The sequence below is a fragment of the Geofilum sp. OHC36d9 genome (genome assembly GCF_052400685.1).
Lineage (GTDB): Bacteria > Bacteroidota > Bacteroidia > Bacteroidales > Marinilabiliaceae > CAZHHH01.
Genome location: NZ_JBQTGJ010000029.1, coordinates 1 through 16,244 on the forward strand (window position 1 = coordinate 1; position 16,244 = coordinate 16,244).

At 35.4% G+C, this 16,244-nt stretch carries 17 protein-coding genes and 1 pseudogene; all 18 read right to left on the reverse strand.

The genetic code is table 11. The annotated features are described in order from the left end of the window. Window positions 1-193 precede the first annotated feature (193 nt). A complete protein-coding gene (locus ACT3CD_RS16565) occupies window positions 194-415 on the reverse strand; it encodes a hypothetical protein (RefSeq protein WP_444646777.1) in 222 nt (73 codons plus the stop codon). 98 nt (window positions 416-513) lie between these two features. Continuing rightward, window positions 514-3,618, reverse strand: a complete 3,105-nt coding sequence (locus ACT3CD_RS16570) for a type I restriction endonuclease subunit R (RefSeq protein WP_444646778.1) — start codon at window positions 3,616-3,618, stop codon at window positions 514-516. Further along, on the reverse strand, window positions 3,615-3,998 hold the full coding sequence (locus ACT3CD_RS16575; RefSeq protein ID WP_444646779.1) for a GxxExxY protein: 384 nt from the start codon (window positions 3,996-3,998) through the stop codon (window positions 3,615-3,617). Before ACT3CD_RS16575 ends, ACT3CD_RS16570 begins: the two co-directional genes overlap by 4 nt. Before the next feature lie 50 nt (window positions 3,999-4,048). Beyond that, the gene (locus ACT3CD_RS16580; RefSeq protein ID WP_444646780.1) at window positions 4,049-4,432 is read right to left on the reverse strand and encodes a GxxExxY protein; all 384 of its coding nucleotides are present in this window, start codon (window positions 4,430-4,432) and stop codon (window positions 4,049-4,051) included. Between the two features lie 28 nt (window positions 4,433-4,460). After that, window positions 4,461-4,865, reverse strand: a complete 405-nt coding sequence (locus tag ACT3CD_RS16585; protein WP_444646781.1) for a GxxExxY protein — start codon at window positions 4,863-4,865, stop codon at window positions 4,461-4,463. Between the two features lie 50 nt (window positions 4,866-4,915). Beyond that, window positions 4,916-5,299, reverse strand: a complete 384-nt coding sequence (locus ACT3CD_RS16590) for a GxxExxY protein (RefSeq protein ID WP_444646782.1) — start codon at window positions 5,297-5,299, stop codon at window positions 4,916-4,918. A 271-nt stretch (window positions 5,300-5,570) separates the two neighbouring features. Continuing rightward, complete coding sequence (locus tag ACT3CD_RS16595; RefSeq protein ID WP_444646783.1) at window positions 5,571-6,812, reverse strand: restriction endonuclease subunit S; 1,242 nt, start codon at window positions 6,810-6,812, stop codon at window positions 5,571-5,573. Continuing rightward, window positions 6,809-8,356: a type I restriction-modification system subunit M gene (locus ACT3CD_RS16600; RefSeq protein ID WP_444646784.1), complete on the reverse strand. Its 1,548-nt coding sequence runs from the start codon at window positions 8,354-8,356 to the stop codon at window positions 6,809-6,811. Before ACT3CD_RS16600 ends, ACT3CD_RS16595 begins: the two co-directional genes overlap by 4 nt. After that, a complete protein-coding gene (locus ACT3CD_RS16605; protein ID WP_444646785.1) occupies window positions 8,356-8,532 on the reverse strand; it encodes a helix-turn-helix domain-containing protein in 177 nt (58 codons plus the stop codon). Before ACT3CD_RS16605 ends, ACT3CD_RS16600 begins: the two co-directional genes overlap by 1 nt. 597 nt (window positions 8,533-9,129) lie before the next feature. Then, window positions 9,130-10,245, reverse strand: a complete 1,116-nt coding sequence (locus ACT3CD_RS16610; protein WP_444646786.1) for a hypothetical protein — start codon at window positions 10,243-10,245, stop codon at window positions 9,130-9,132. 286 nt (window positions 10,246-10,531) lie between these two features. Continuing rightward, entirely contained in the window at window positions 10,532-10,858 is a 327-nt protein-coding gene (locus tag ACT3CD_RS16615) for an HNH endonuclease signature motif containing protein (protein ID WP_444646787.1), read from the reverse strand. Between the two features lie 12 nt (window positions 10,859-10,870). Further along, window positions 10,871-11,551, reverse strand: a complete 681-nt coding sequence (locus tag ACT3CD_RS16620; RefSeq protein ID WP_444646788.1) for a hypothetical protein — start codon at window positions 11,549-11,551, stop codon at window positions 10,871-10,873. Between the two features lie 360 nt (window positions 11,552-11,911). Further along, window positions 11,912-12,535 (reverse strand): hypothetical protein, encoded by a 624-nt coding sequence (locus ACT3CD_RS16625; protein ID WP_444646789.1) that lies wholly within the window; start codon window positions 12,533-12,535, stop codon window positions 11,912-11,914. Window positions 12,536-12,725: 190 nt separating this feature from the next. After that, window positions 12,726-12,881: a hypothetical protein gene (locus ACT3CD_RS16630; protein ID WP_444646790.1), complete on the reverse strand. Its 156-nt coding sequence runs from the start codon at window positions 12,879-12,881 to the stop codon at window positions 12,726-12,728. 11 nt (window positions 12,882-12,892) lie between these two features. Beyond that, window positions 12,893-13,477, reverse strand: coding sequence for a DUF6338 family protein (locus tag ACT3CD_RS16635; protein WP_444646791.1), 585 nt, complete (start codon window positions 13,475-13,477; stop codon window positions 12,893-12,895). A gap of 379 nt (window positions 13,478-13,856) precedes the next feature. Next, window positions 13,857-14,708 (reverse strand): hypothetical protein, encoded by an 852-nt coding sequence (locus ACT3CD_RS16640; RefSeq protein WP_444646792.1) that lies wholly within the window; start codon window positions 14,706-14,708, stop codon window positions 13,857-13,859. Between the two features lie 424 nt (window positions 14,709-15,132). Beyond that, entirely contained in the window at window positions 15,133-15,771 is a 639-nt protein-coding gene (locus ACT3CD_RS16645) for a restriction endonuclease subunit S (protein ID WP_444646801.1), read from the reverse strand. Further along, window positions 15,748-16,212: pseudogene (locus ACT3CD_RS16650) on the reverse strand (hypothetical protein); the annotation flags it as partial. The gene ACT3CD_RS16645 and the pseudogene ACT3CD_RS16650, both read right to left, overlap by 24 nt. Between the last annotated feature and the right edge of the window lie 32 nt (window positions 16,213-16,244).

The window sequence follows — 16,244 nt, forward strand, 5'->3', positions numbered from 1 at the left end:
TATCTATGCCGGAACTTCATTTGTCGCTTAACCCATCAAGGTACGAACCGCCGTATATGCACCCGAGTGAAAAATATACTGTGAATATTTAGAACGAAAGGTGAGAGCAGAGCACGCGTACGGTCGGTGGTGTGAGAGGCTCTCCGCCAGTCTAAAAGCCTGGCGGCAGTCTACTCGATTGGCGTTTCGTTGTTTATTTAAGTTTCTTCTTTTTGTCTATATAAATATCATCAGATACTTTTTTCAATGCTTTCATGAAATCTTGTGAGTCCAATGATTTTAATTGAATCTGAACAATATCCTTTAATTGTTTATACCGCATTGCCTTATCAATCTGGTTACGAATTAAAATCGAGTTAATATTTTCAAGATTAGACAAAACTACCAATTCATTAATACTCGCAAAATCAAGCATTAGCTTCGCTGATTTTCAATTCACGAACACCTTTAAAAATGAAACATTTGTGAGTAATGTGCTTGCAAATTGGGTTGGCTTATCATTTGGACATCTCCCTATATTACACCTCCAACACCTTTAAACTTATCGACAAATGCTTGAATCTTCTGAAAAACACTCTGCTTTTTAGTTAGATATAGCGGATTTAAAGGGCTCATTTTGGGTAAAATCGAATTTAATTCCGTACCGTTTTCACTAGCATATTCACGTTTTAGTGAGCTTTTAATGTATCTTTTTGCTTCTTCTTCGTTTAAACATTCACTTTCTATTAAGTGAGATGCTTCTTCTTTCTGCTTTTCTTGAGCAAAGCTAAAAAATGTCTCGATGATACTTGCTTTGTCCTCAATAATATCAAGGTCGGTGCTATTAATAAAATCGACCACTAAGCTTTCTTTAGCTCTATTGCCTATACTGGCACGGATAATACGACGGATTTCATCTATTAAGTCAGCTTTGTTCTTCGTCTTTTTGTTATGCTCAAAAACAAGTTCAAGAATGTAATCTAAGTTTATCTCTTGCGATTTAAGTAAGTCAACCTCAAATACCACATCGTCCCAATCAATATCAGACTCTTCGGGTTCTTTACCGCTTTTCTCCCGGCGTAACCAATCACGGATATCATTATAAGTTGAGCGATAATCTTGCACAGTACGTTCGGCAGGCATTTTAATCTCCTGCATTGCTGCCATTTCTTCGTCGGTTACAAAGTGTTCTTCTTTAAAAGCTTCTACGGCTTCGGTATCCGTAGTGTCTATTGCTTGTAATGCTTTAAGCTGCGTAAACTCATCGTAGTTTTGAAGTATATTTTCTACACGCAGGTATTCGCCAAAGAGCTTCGCAAATTCCTTTTTATCCTTTTCTGTTTCTATTTCATCCGGATTTGGGAATTTCTCGTTGAGCTCATGTACCACTTCAATATAACCACGGCGAGCCAATCCTGTAGCAATATCTGTAAAGCCATCTAAGTATTCTTTGTAGCTTTTTTCTAATACCACATTTGCAGTGCTTTTATCCCCAAAAAGCGTAATGGCATCAACTGTGTTTTGTTCCAGATTCCGGAAAGTAACAATATTACCAAAAGTCTTGGTGGCATCGTAAATGCGGTTGGTACGCGAAAAGGCCTGCATCAAACCGTGGTAACGCAAATTCTTATCTACAAATAAAGTGTTGAGCGATGGCGCATCAAAACCTGTAAGAAACATACCTACTACAATGAGTAAATCAATTTCTTTGTTTTTCACACGTTTGGCCAGGTCCCGGTAATAGTTTTGGAACTCGCTTCCCAGGTCAAAGTTCATTCCAAACATGGCGTTATAATCGTCAATGGCCGCAGTAAGAAACTCCTTTGCACTGCTGTCCATTGCAGTAGGCTCAAAGGTTTCGTCAACTATTTCGCCAACAGCATTTTGCTCTTCGTTGGCGGCAAAGGAGAATATGGTAGCTACCTTTAATGGCTTATCGCTCTCTTTTTGTAGCTTATTGATGGCTTCGTAATAGCATTTGGCAGCATCAACACTACTAACAGCAAACATTGCATTAAAGCCCGATTGTCCGCCTTGCCCCCGGTGGGTTTTTAGCCTAAAGTTATTAAGGATATATTGCGATATTTCGCGAATACGTGTTGGATGTAAAAAAGCTTTCTTGTTCTCGGCAGCCGTTAGTTTTTTTTCATCCTGTTCAGCTTCTAAGCCTTTAAACCGGGGGCGAACATCGTTGTAATCCACTTTAAATTTCAACACTTTTTCATCGCGAATGGCATCGGTAATGACATACGAATGCAGTTCACGGCCAAATACGCTTGCTGTGGTTTCGGCACCTAATGCATTTTCGGGGAAGATAGGCGTACCCGTAAATCCGAACTGATAGTACCTTTTAAATTTCTTTTTGAGGTTCTTTTGAGCCTCGCCAAATTGCGAGCGATGGGCTTCATCAAAAATAAAGACCACTTGCTTATCGAAAACAGGCAACTTACCCTCACCTTTCATCAGGTTGTTGAGCTTCTGAATGGTGGTAACAATGATTTTATTATCCTCTTTTTCGATGTTGCGTTTCAGTCCTGCGGTGCTGTCTGAGCCATTCACACTATCGGGCGAGAAGCGTTGATACTCCTTCATGGTTTGGAAATCGAGGTCTTTACGGTCAACCACAAAGAATACTTTGTCTATAAAATCTAACTGAGTAGCCAAACGAGCAGCCTTAAAACTGGTGAGCGTTTTTCCTGAACCTGTAGTGTGCCAAATAAAGCCACCACTTTCGGGTTTACTCCAGTTTTTTGCCTGATAAGCGGAGTTTATCTTCCATAAAATACGCTCGGTTGCTGCTATTTGGTAAGGACGCATGATGAGCAGCGTATTGTTTACATCAAATACCGAATAGTTGAGCAATATATTTAGAATGGTATTTTTCTGAAAGAATGTAGCTGTAAAATCTTTCAGGTCTTTAATTAAGGTGTTATCAGCTTTTGCCCAGTTCATTGTAAAATCGAAACTGTTTTTGTCTCGTTTTACGGTATTTGCAAAGTAACGGCTGTCCGTTCCGTTTGATATGACAAAGATTTGCAAATATTTATACAGCGAATTGCTGCTGTTAAAGCTCTCTTTGCTGTAGCGATGCACTTGATTAAACGCTTCGCGAATGGCCACGCCGCGTTTTTTGAGTTCTATTTGCACCAAAGGCAAACCATTTACCAATACGGTAACATCGTAACGATTGGCGTGCGAACCAGTTTGTTGGAATTGCGAAATGACCTGCACCTTATTGCGAGCAATGGTCATTTTATCTACCAGGTAGATGTTTTGAATATGTCCATCGTCAAAAACAAAATCGTAGATGTAGTCATCGTGAATCTTTCGGGTTTTGTCGATGATGCCGTCGCTGGGTTTATCAAGGTATTCTGCTACAAAACGTGCCCATTCGCTATCGGTAAAGGTGGTATTGTTGAGTGCTTGTAACTGCACACGTACATTGGTAAACATGGCTTCGGGCGTGGTGAGCTGTGGCAAGTATTCGTAACCCTGATTGCACAGGTCTTGAATAAATTCTTTCTCTAAGCCAGATTCAGATTGATAGCTTGCCGGCGCTTCGTGAGCCTCGTTGTATTTTTTGTATTTGTCGAGAACGATGAAGTTGTTTGATTCTGCTATTGGTGTATATTCTTTCATTTGTCTGAATCAGGATTATGAGGATGATTGGATTTACTTGATTTTTCTGTGTTGTACTTCGAATTGTATATTTTTTTGAACTGTAAGCTTTTGGCTCCGAAGTTAATGAGTAAGCCTATGGGTTTGTTATAAGCTACTACATAATTTTTGGCTTGAGCCAGATGAACATCTTCGAGATTCACTAACGCTTTTAGTTCTACGATCACCGTATCTTCTACAACAAAATCGGCCCGACGTGTACCTACTTCAAATTGGTCGTAAAATATTTTTTGTTCTTTTTCTCTTTCAAAGTCTATACCAGCTCTTTTGAGTTCAATGGCTAAGCAACGCTGATAAATAACTTCCTGAAACCCATTACCCAGCTTGTTGTGCACTTGCATAGCACAACCATTTATTTTGTATGTTAACTCATCTAAAGTCATTGTGTATCTCATTTGTCAGAATCAGGATTATGAGGATGATTGGATTGACTTGATTTTTCTGTGTTGTACTTCGAATTGTATATTTTTTTGAACTGTAAGCTTTTGGCTCCGAAGTTAATGAGTAAGCCTATGGGTTTGTTATAAGCTACTACATAATTTTTGGCTTGAGCCAGATGAACATCTTCGAGATTTACTAACGCTTTTAGTTCTACGATCACCGTATCTTCTACAACAAAATCGGCCCGACGTGTACCTACTTCAAATTGGTCGTAAAATATTTTTTGTTCTTTTTCTCTTTCAAAGTCTATACCAGCTCTTTTGAGTTCGATGGCTAAGCAACGCTGATAAATAATTTCCTGAAACCCATTACCCAGCTTGTTATGCACTTGCATAGCACAACCATTTATTTTGTATGTTAACTCATCTAAAGTCATTGTGTATCTCATTTGTCAGAATCAGGATTATGAGGATTATTGGATTGACTTGATTTATCTGTGTTGTACTTCGAATTGTATATTTTTTGAACTGTAAGCTTTTGGCTCCGAAGTTAATGAGTAAGCCTATGGGTTTGTTATAAGCTACTACATAATTTTTGGCTTGAGCCAGATGAACATCTTCGAGATTCACTAACGCTTTTAGTTCTACGATCACCGTATCTTCTACAACAAAATCGGCCCGACGTGTACCTACTTCAAATTGGTCGTAAAATATTTTTTGTTCTTTTACTCTTTCAAAGTCTATACCAGCTCTTTTGAGTTCAATGGCTAAGCAACGCTGATAAATAATTTCCTGAAACCCATTACCCAGCTTGTTATGCACTTGCATAGCACAACCATTTATTTTGTATGTTAACTCATCTAAAGTCATTGTGTATCTCATTTGTCAGAATCAGGATTTTTAGGATTATTGGATTGACTTGATTTTTCTGTGTTGTACTTCGAATTGTATATTTTTTTGAACTGTAAGCTTTTGGTTCCGAAGTTAATGAGTAAGCCTATGGGTTTGTTATAAGCTACTACATAATTTTTGGCTTGAGCCAGATGAACATCTTCGAGATTTACTAACGCTTTTAGTTCTACGATCACCGTATCTTCTACAACAAAATCGGCCCGACGTGTACCTACTTCAAATTGGTCGTAAAATATTTTTTGTTCTTTTTCTCTTTCAAAGTCTATACCAGCTCTTTTGAGTTCGATGGCTAAGCAACGCTGATAAATAACTTCCTGAAACCCATTACCCAGCTTGTTATGCACTTGCATAGCACAACCATTTATTTTGTATGTTAACTCATCTAAAGTCATTGTGTATCTCATTTGTCAGAATCAGGATTTTTAGGATTATTGGATTGACTTGATTTTTCCTCTGCACCTAATTGTTTTTCTTTTAATATCTGAATTTACTCTATTGTTTATCTTGCTAATTCTATTGCTATGTTTTGCTACAATCTTGTTGTTTTGCTTTTGTGATAAAAAAAACCTCAATGCTCAAATCCTGAAAATCCCATAATCTTGCAAATCCTGATGCAGACAATTAAAAGGTTAACAATTTATCGCGATAATATTCATATTGCTTTTTTCGTAATTCTATTTCTTTTGGCAAACCCTTGCTGATGGAATTGGTTAGCGTATCGAATTTGTCTAAGATGGATACGATGCGTTCTTGCTCGGCTAGGGGTGGGATGGGGATTTTTGTCTTTTTTAAATCATTATTATATAATCGTTTTATGGTTCCTCCTTCTGCTGTATGCCATTTAGCAACTTTATAAAAGTGAAATAAAAACTTATTTAAAACCTGACTTTCATCATTTTCAATCCAGACGATATTACTATCTTGGAAATAAGCATCTTGCCCATCAAATACAACAGCTCTTCCGATTGTTCCGCTTGCAGAAATTAAAACTTCACCTATTTTAGGATAATTATACTTTGATTTATATTCATAAAACAATTCTTTAGAAATAAAAGCATTCGGTTTTTTGCCAAAAGTCCCAATTTTATAAAAAGGAATATCACCTCTTTCTGATGTTTGATTTTTTAAAATTCGTTTGCACATACGAACTTCTCCAACTTCCCCCAGCGTCTTCCACACCACCTTATCCTGCAAATCAAGTGCATCCTGCGAATCCTGATTCTGACCATTAAAAGAAAGCAATTCATCCCGATAATAACTATACTGCTTTTTACGAGCTGTAAGCTCTGCTGTAAGCTTTGCTGTAAGCTCTGTAAATGTATCGAGAATACGAACTATTTCTTCTTGTACTTTTAGTGGTGGGATGGGGATTTGGAACTTCTTAAAACCATTCATATCTACACCTGCAAAATTACCTACAGTTGTATTGTTTTTACACCACTCATCTATAGTGAAGCAAAAATGATATATAAACTTTGGCATCAACACTTTTTTATACTCATTTTTCAAACTGAGATTTGTAAACCTCTGATTTGACAAGTATGGAACTGTAATTAAAGCGTGCTCTCCAATTGTAGCGGAAGTTGCTATAATAATAGAATTAGCAGGAAAATATTTACCTCCTTTTACAGCAGACTCAGATACGTGTTGAATTGAATCAGATAAAATTCTTCCATTCGTACGAATGTCTTCCATTCGAAACCAAGGAACAGTCCCATTTGTCCAGAATTCTTTATTTTTCTTTGACGGAGTATAGCCATTTTTTACGTGAAAAATCTCATCTATAGTCTTCCATTCCACCTCAGCGCCCTCAAGGAGTTTATCTATAAAATCAAATGTGTGTTTATCTGTGTTTATCATCATCCCTCAATCTCTTTAACAATAGCATCAATATCAGTTCGCAGCGAATCTATTTTACTTACCGTAGTTGCTATCTCCTTATTCAATTCAACGATATCAATAACTTCACGTGTATCTTTTGCCTCTACATACGAACTTACCGAAAGGTTATAATCGTTTTCGGCAATAGCTGTATTATCAACAGAAGTTGCTACGTGTGCAACCTCTTCTTTGCTGTCGAACATTTGCATAATCTTTTCGATATGCGCGTCTGTCAGTACGTTGTTGTTGGTTTCTTTTTTGAAGAAATCTTCGCGACTGGCATCAATAAATTGAGTCTTTGCCTCTTTTTTGCTCTTAGAAAGCACCAAAATATTTACGGCAATAGAAGTTCCAAAAAAGAGGTTTGGAGCGAGAGAAATAACGGTTTCTACGTGATTATTATCCACCAAATATTTGCGAATTTTCTGTTCGGCACCTCCACGGTAAAAAATACCAGGGAAACAGACAATGGCAGCACGCCCTTTGCTCGATAAGTAGCTCAGCGCGTGCAATACAAAAGCAAAATCGGCCTTAGATTTTGGAGCAAGAACACCGGCAGGCGCAAAACGGTCGTCGTTTATCAAGGTTGGGTCGTCAGCACCAATCCACTTAACCGAATAGGGCGGATTAGAAACAATGGCATCAAAAGGTTTGTCGTCTCTTAAATGCGGGTCGGTCAGTGTGTCGCCCAAAACGATATTAAACTTGTCGTAGTTGATGTTGTGCAAAAACATATTCATACGCGCCAGGTTGTAGGTGGTGTGGTTAATCTCTTGCCCGTAGAAACCATCTTCGATAATGTGGTTGTCGAAATGCTTTTTGGCTTGCAGAAGCAGCGAACCCGAGCCGGCAGCCGGGTCATAAATCTTGTTTACGGTGGTTTGCTTGTGCATTGCAAGTTGTGCAATAAGCCTGGAAACACTTTGCGGAGTAAAAAACTCGCCACCTGATTTACCCGCATTGGCTGCGTAATTAGAAATCAGAAATTCGTACGCATCGCCAAAGAGGTCAATATGATTATCCTCGAAATTACCAAGGTTAAGGCCTGCCACCCCTTTAAGGACAGCAGCAAGGGTTTTGTTTTTTGCCTCGACCGTATTGCCCAGTCGGTTGCTGGTGGTATCAAAATCGGCAAATAAACCTTTAATATCATCTTCTGATGGGTAACCGCTTGCAGAACTCTCAATAGCAGAGAAAATGGCCGCTAAATCGGTATTTAGGTTTTCATTATTGCTTGCCTTTTTCGCAATATTTACAAAAAGCTGAGAGGGATAAATGAAGTATCCTTTCGTTTTTATGGCATCTTCTTTTATTTCGGGCGTGATAATTTCATCCGACAAAGACGCATATTTTATGCTGGCATCACCAGCTTCGATATAGTTGCTGAAATTTTCACTTATAAAACGATAGAACAGCGTCCCTAAAACAAATTGTTTAAAATCCCATCCATCAACCGAACCACGTACATCGTTGGCAATTTTCCATATTTGAGCGTGCAATTCGGCTCTTTGATTTATGCTTGTCATTATTTATTTTCTATTAATTCTTTCGGTTTAACATCTAATATCCCGGCAATTTTAAATAATACTTCAAGTCTTGGTTGTTGCCTGTTTTGCACATATGAGTTGACCATATTGTAGCTTTTTCCAAGTTTTTCAGCTAACCAAGTTTGTTTGATTCCCTTTTCTTTAATCCTATTCATTGCTCTTATAATTACTCAGCATTAAAAATATATAATCATCTCATAATATAAGATGTTATTATCAATTTATTCTGGGTGCGCTGGTAAGAAGTAGCTTTTTTAGCAATTTGGGGATTGTGGGTTGACTCGTGCGAATTGCAAATGTGCTGCTTGTGTGGTGGGGTTTCTTTTTTTGAGGGAGGGAAAAAAACAAAATAAATTTTTCCAAGTTTGCACATTATTTCTTCAATGAACTGTGTCTTTTTTTCGCTTGCATACAACACACTCATATCATCATTAACATTTCTCGCATTAAGTAGTAATTACCTAATATATCTTTATCAAACGAAAACATCTTTATAAACAGCCTTCATGTCGTTTTCGCAAAAACAACCCCCTAATATACTGAAAACTAAAGCGTATTAAAAAAATAAATTGAGAGAATAAACTTAGGAGCAGAAGCAACACAATTAAAGCATGGGCATTCTTCTCAAAAACATAAAAAAACGACAGTAGGTCCATAGTATTTTGTTGTAGCTCTACCGGAATGTAGTTCAACCTGGAGTAATCGCTGGGTCGTGCCGACCGCTCATACTCCTATATATTGTGCACAGTATTTTATTGTTTGCCTGAATTTGTATTGTTAGTAATCTTCTCATTCTTTTTAGTTTCAAAAAAGGATTTCAAATACATAGATGTTTCGATAAATTTTAAGTGATTCTGTTTTTCACTTTTAATGACCTTAAGCATTTCATCATATTCCTTTTGTGAGCAATTTTCAATACATATTCTTTCTACCTGTTTGTCTTCGACAAAATCCTTCAAGCTAGTTCTTTGATATACAAGTTGCAATCTGTCTTTTCTGTTTAGAATATCAATTAAAAGCTTGTATGCATTTTTATTGTTTCCTTCTTTATATAGAGTCTGAAAGAGATACATATCTAACAAATTGATGAATTTGGCATGTTCCTTCTTTGCCTTACTAATATATTTTCTAGCAAGTTTATATTGTTTAGAATGATATAAATAACCAATTCTTGAGATGTCAACGCCCCAGTCAGAATAAGAGTTTTTAAAGTATACATGATATTTAAGTTCGACATATAACTTGTATAATTCAAAAAAAGCACCAGCGGAATTATATAGTGTAGTGTTCATATCGTAATATGTAACGATTCCAATTTTAGTATCGGGTATTCTTTTAAGATTATTAAATGGATATTGGGTGGTTAAATGTGCTCGTATCTTTTCAAGAAATAATATCTCATAAGTTGAAAGGTATTGAGAGAGAATTAGTAATCTATTTATTAATTCATTAACAGTTGATTTAGTCGTTTCTAGCGGTTCATAAATAGAAACAAGATAGGGGGATATTTCATTGTATAATTTGAATTCTTTATAGCTCTCATTAATGCACTTATTTTGCAATCCAATTTTTAAGTCATCAAGAGTTAGTTTACCTGAATTAATTATACTTTGGTAGTCAGAAGTTGAATGTAATGAACGCCGCATTATACCATCAAATAGACTGCTTAATTTATTTTTTATAGCATTAAATTCATAATCTGTCTTTTGCCTTAATTTACTCTTTCTCTTTTTTTCAGGGAAGTAATAAACAATCAGGAAAAAAGCAAAAGATGCAATTATTGATGTAGTAATTGACATTGCAATTGGATAAATCCATTGCGTATATATATCCGTCTCATTTGATATTAAATGTTCTGAACTTGACATATCATTTCCGCTTCTATTTCCAATTGAATAACAACAAAATGTAGAAATCTGGAAAATGAAAAGAACACTAAGTATAAATTTTGAAAACATCTTGATTTGAAGGTCGTTTTAGTTTGAATAATATTGTGCACAACGGAAAATTATAAGTTACGTGGCGGATTGCGGGTGATTTCCTGTCCGCATACGGACAAGGAAAACATGCGGGAATCCGCCGCTGGCATACCACTGAGGCCGCCATGGAATTTATAAAATGTTGGCGGTAGTTTTTATTTGTTAATAATTCATCTTAATCTTTTAATGCTGACACAGCACAATAATTAGATGCTGGATAGTCGTCACTTTTCTTTCGATTATTTTGCCACTGAAGAGGTTGTAAATTTGAGAGCAGGTCATTTCCCCCTTTTGCTACTGGTTTTATATGGTCAATTTCCCATCCAGTTCCGTCTTCTGTCGTGTCTCCATAATTATTCCATTCAATCCAAGCACCACAAATATCCTTCCTTCTGGTATTTGAATTAACTCCTGGGACTATTTGAGCTTTATTCCAGACTTGTCTTTTTGTATTGTCATTGAAGCCGCTTCCATTTCTGTCAGAATTATGATTTCTTGCCATAGTGATTAGATTTTATAATAATTTTTTTATATCATCAATTGTTTGTTCGAGTAGATTAGGGATTTTACCTTCTTCGATGTCTTTATAACTTACATATTGCGCTTTATTCACATCAACTGCAATACAATTAGAAGTGTTAACAAAGAAATCTTTAGAGAAATGTTTAATCAAATAGCGATGCAAAATATCCACAAACATTCCCAGTTCTCCTTTATCAAATCCATCTAGTTGAGCTATAAACCAAACAGCTCCAATTTCTTCGCTATTATTTATCGAGAATGTAAATACATGGTCAGGCTTTGCCTGAATTGGCAATTCTTTAATATCGAGTATTGATATGTCGGTTGGCTTTTTTAGAAATATTAAGTCTGCATTAGGCTTTAATTCTTGAAAATCGAAATCTTCAAAATTATATAGAACATCAATATTTCGTTGGAATTGATTTTTAATCCTTTTGTCTTCATGTGTCCTGATTTTTTCAATTAATAAATCAATTTTTTCATCAAGAAGCTCAATGTTGTCATATTTGAATGCATTTGCGATTGCACTTAAACAACTTATCCAATAATCACCACCAGAAGAACTATCATTTTCTAATGCTTTGTTTAATTTTAAATTGTTTACAAGTGTGATTCTTGAACGGTCAGATTTTCTTCTAAATTTAATTAGCTCTTTAATTCTTATTTTTTCCATGTTTGTCAGGTTTAGGAGGTGAGTATGATGCTGTTTTTAAATTACCGCTAACACACTCATATCGTCATTAACATTTCTCGCATTAAATAGTAATTACCTAATATATCGTTTATCAAACGAAGGCAACAAACAGTATTCATATCATTTTAGCAAAAACAACCCCCTAATATACTGAAAACGAAAGCTTATTAAAAATAAATTGAAAAATAAACTTAGGAGCAGAAGCTGCACAAGGAAAGCATGGGCATTCTTCCCAAAAACATAAAAAAAAGACAATAGGTCCATAGTATTTAGTTGTAGTCCGACCGGGGTGTCGTTCAACCTGGAGTAATCGCTGGGTCGTACCGACCGCTCATACTCCTATATATTGGCAACCGTAATTTGTTTTATTTCCTTCTTAATCTCTTTAAATTTACCATTTTTGTCAACTTTCATTTCAATCATTGTAATAATTGTTGAATCTATCTTATAATTCATATTGTCAATATAGTGAATGTATAAACTTGTATCAATCATGCTAATCTGTCCATTGTTGTCAATAAAAGCAAAAGAGTTTGGTATATAAAATTCATCAGCTTGTCCACAAGGATTAATTATTAGAAACAAAGAGTCTAGAATATTTCCATTATTGTCGAATGAATAAATATAAGGATATAAATCATCACCCACTCGTCCGAACAAAATTAGGTCTGAAGTCTGATTAGTATTAACATAACCATAAATCTCTTCCATTTTAGTCGGAATGAAATCTCTAAAATCCTTATAATCCGTTAGACTTACCATACTATCAAATCCACAATGTATTTCAATAGGCAAATTGTATTTTGGAAGTCTTTTTTTGAATTCAATAAATCGCTGGTGTTTTTCACTCAAAATCGAGTCAACTTTATCCACAGGTTGCTGAATTATTTCATTCTTTCCGGTCTTGTTTGAATTGCAACTTATTAAAATCAGAAATCCTAAAAGTAAAAGTATCTGTTTCATTGTATGTCTCTTATTATGGTTGCCAACGGAAAATTATAAGTTACGTGGTGGATTGCGGGTGATTTCCTGTCCGCATACGGACAAGGAAAACATGCGGGAGTCCGCTGTTGGCGTACCACTGAGGCCGCCATGGAATTTATAAAATGTTAGCGTTTCGTGTTTTGTTTTTTTCAAATGATATAAATGACATTTACTTTTTCTTATCCTCACTACTCTTTTTTGGTGGAGTAGTCGTTCTATCAACTGTTGGTTGCCATGCTTTGACTTTGTCTCCAACTACACTTCGTTTGTGTATTTTAACTGTTTTGCTTGTTCCTTTAGAACTAGAATTTTCTTTTTTTGCCATAATAATCAAGATTATATGAAAAATTCAATTGTGGATATTTCATTTTCTGTAATTAACATACCTTCTGTTTGCTCTATTTTTTTAACAAATCCGTCTTTTTTATTTAACTCCCAAACTTCTTCAATATATAATTCTTTAGGAATTGGATATGTGGAGGAATATGAATTAGTACCATATTTTCCTCCTATTTTTCTGTCATTTTTTAAAGTTACAATTACATAATAACTTTCTCTTTTCGAAAAGAAAGAATCCCATGCACTCTTTGTGGGAGTTATTAAATATTTTGAAAATATTTTTTTCTTTGAAAGTAGATGAAATAGAAATGCAGCTATTATTGGTGCAATAAGAATAATTAAACCTAAGAAAATAAAATATAGAACAGGATTATTCTCTATAAAATTGTCATTATGAATTTTAAAAAGGGGATAAGAGAATATTAATGCATTTAGAAAGCTAAATCCTATAGCCTCATAAAAATCTTTCGAAAAGTCTGTTTTTGTTTCTGCAATGAATAATCTATATGCTTTTAAGTATATAAAACCTGGAACAAAAAATATTGTCAATAATAGTATTTTATCAAAAGTTAAATCTCCCATAATTTTCTTTTTTGGTTGATAGTTGCACTTTTTTTACATGAACGCTAACACACTCATATCGTTATTAACATTTTTCGCATTAAATAGTAATTACCTAATATATCGTTTATCAAACGAAGGCAACAAACAGTATTCATATCGTTTTCGCAAAAACAACCCCCTAATATACTGAAAACTAAAGCGTATTAAAAAATAAATTGAGAGAATAAACTTAGGAGCAGAAGCTGCACAAGGAAAGCATGGGCATTCTTCCCAAAAACATAAAAAAACGACAGTAGGTCCATAGTATTTTGTTGTAGTTCTACCGGGATGTAGTTCAACCTGGAGTAATCGCTAGGTCGTGCCGACCGCTCATACTCCTATATATTGCCAACCGTTATTAGTCCCATTTAATCAAATTTTTTAAATTGTCTATTTCTATAGCTTCTTTCATATCTGTTTCCCGAAAAACTGGTTCCCCAGCTTCATTTAAACTGATAGTAAATTTATTTCTCAATGCACGAATTAATTCAAGATTCTCTTTTGCAAATGTTCCGTTTATTGCAAAATTCACTCCTTGATGCAAAAAAGGAACACTTGGATAATATACTCCATATGCTTTTGCGTCATTATGTGCCAATGCAATATTAGCGTAACCTGTTGTCAAATAATAAAGTATTTGGTTATCATCATCGGAAGGTTTCCTATAGAATTCAAAGAGAAATTTATAAATCTCTTTTAAATTTTCTTGTTCTTCTTGACTAAATTCGGCTATATATTTATCTAAATAAACTCCGTTTTCCTTATCAAATTCTGAAATTCTTTCTTCAGGATTAGGCGTTGATACTAATATCAAGTCAAGGTCTTTTTTTAGCTTCCATGCTCCAATTGTTACAAATATTGAATCACCAACTTTATGTCCCTTTTTCGACCAGCTTTTAACTAATTCAGCATATGAAGTCGGTCTGTTTTCTGAGGCGTAAAAAACGGACTGATTAGGTCTATTACATCTACCAAAATCAGTAACAAACTTTTTAGGCGTAAGTCCAATATCAGAGATATTTAGAAAATAGTTATCTCTATCATGTGTTCGTGTCCTAAAAACTACAGAATCTTTCGGTAGCGTATAAACGAATATCGGAAGTTTTACACAAGTTAAGTATTTCCATATTACTTGCTCATAAGCATAATCGTTTGTTGTATCTATTTCTCGAAGTTCTTGCAATGCTTTTTTTACTGAGTCGATATTCATTGTGTTAGTCTCTTTTTAATGGTTGGCAACGGATGGCGGGTCGAGTGCCGGGACTTCATTTGTCGCTTAACCCATCAAGGTACGAAGCGCCGTATATGCACCCGAGTGAAAAATATCCTGTGAATATTTTGAACGAAAGGTGGGAGCAGAGCTCGCGTACGGCCGGTGGTGTGAGAGGCTCTCCGCCAGGCTTTTAGCCTAGCGGCAGTCTACTCGATTGTGTGCTGGGCTTTATTCATTATCAGTTAATTGTCAATTTACTACAATCTTAAATCTGCTCAATCGAAGCACTGCCGTTTCCGAAAAAAATAGTTTTTAGGGTCGGCAAAAAAGCGATGGGAAACAGACAAGCTCCTTTGCAATTTCGGTTTGCGAGTTGGCTGGTGCGAATTGCAAATGTGTATGGCTTTAAGCGTTGGCATTTTCAGTCAGTTCGGTTAATTCTATTTTCTTTTTTCTCTACGTACAAAACCACGTCTTTAATTACCAATTTATGAATGGCAGAAATAACCGTTTCCATAGTTCCATAGTCAGGTTTTCCGTCCTTTACTGGTAGTGAAATATCTAATACGTCAGCGTCTTTTGCGTAGAAGTTTCTACCATAGTTGAACTGTCCGTTGTATGATGATTTGTGAATTGCAGAAGTCACAAAAACAGATGCGTATTTTGGCAGTTTGTCCGTATGAACAACTGCAATATGGTCGTCTCCGCCATATTTGAAGTTTCTATATTTGGCTGAACCAAACATATCAATGGTTGTGGTATTAGCTGAAAAAACTTTAACGTCATTCCCAATAAAAGCAGAAACTCCTTCGTCAGTTTCTCCTGCTGTAATAAATGGCAATGTTCCTGCAACACGGTCGGCACTTTTTAATCGTCTTCCACGAGTAGATTTACCAAATAAACTTTCAAGATTAAATGATTCCCAATTTAAGTTCTTGAAGTTATCTAAAGCCATTTGTTCTTTGGAAGTTATTTCGTATTCGTTTAGTCCTGTAGTTGATAAGAAATTTTCAAATACTTCAAAACGTTCTTTTTCTAATTCGATAATAAACCTTTCCATAAAATCAAAATCTACAGCTCCGTTTTTAACTGGAAGACTTATTATCGTATTTTTCAATTCGATTTTCGTTGCTTTATTGTTGTACGAATATTTACGCTTTATTACCTTCTCAATTGAGGCGATAATAAACATTTGATTAACTCGATTCAATCCATCACATTGCAATACGCTTGTTGCACCGTGACCGTCTTTTAAGTAAAAAGGTGTTTCTAAAAAAACTATATTTTGATTGTTTGAATGAATTAAAATTGTTGGTTTTCCATCAGAATTATTTAATACATCCTTAGTAAGTTGGTTATAGGAAATTATTCCATTGTCAATTGTTGCTTGACCGTAAAATGGATAAAATGGTTCTGATTCATCTTTTAACTCTTCAAGCTTTAATGGGTCTATTTCTTTTTGAGGTTGCCATTGCAAGACATCTTCAATTCTGTAATCACCCCACTCAACATTTTTTAGTTTCTCGTTGAGTG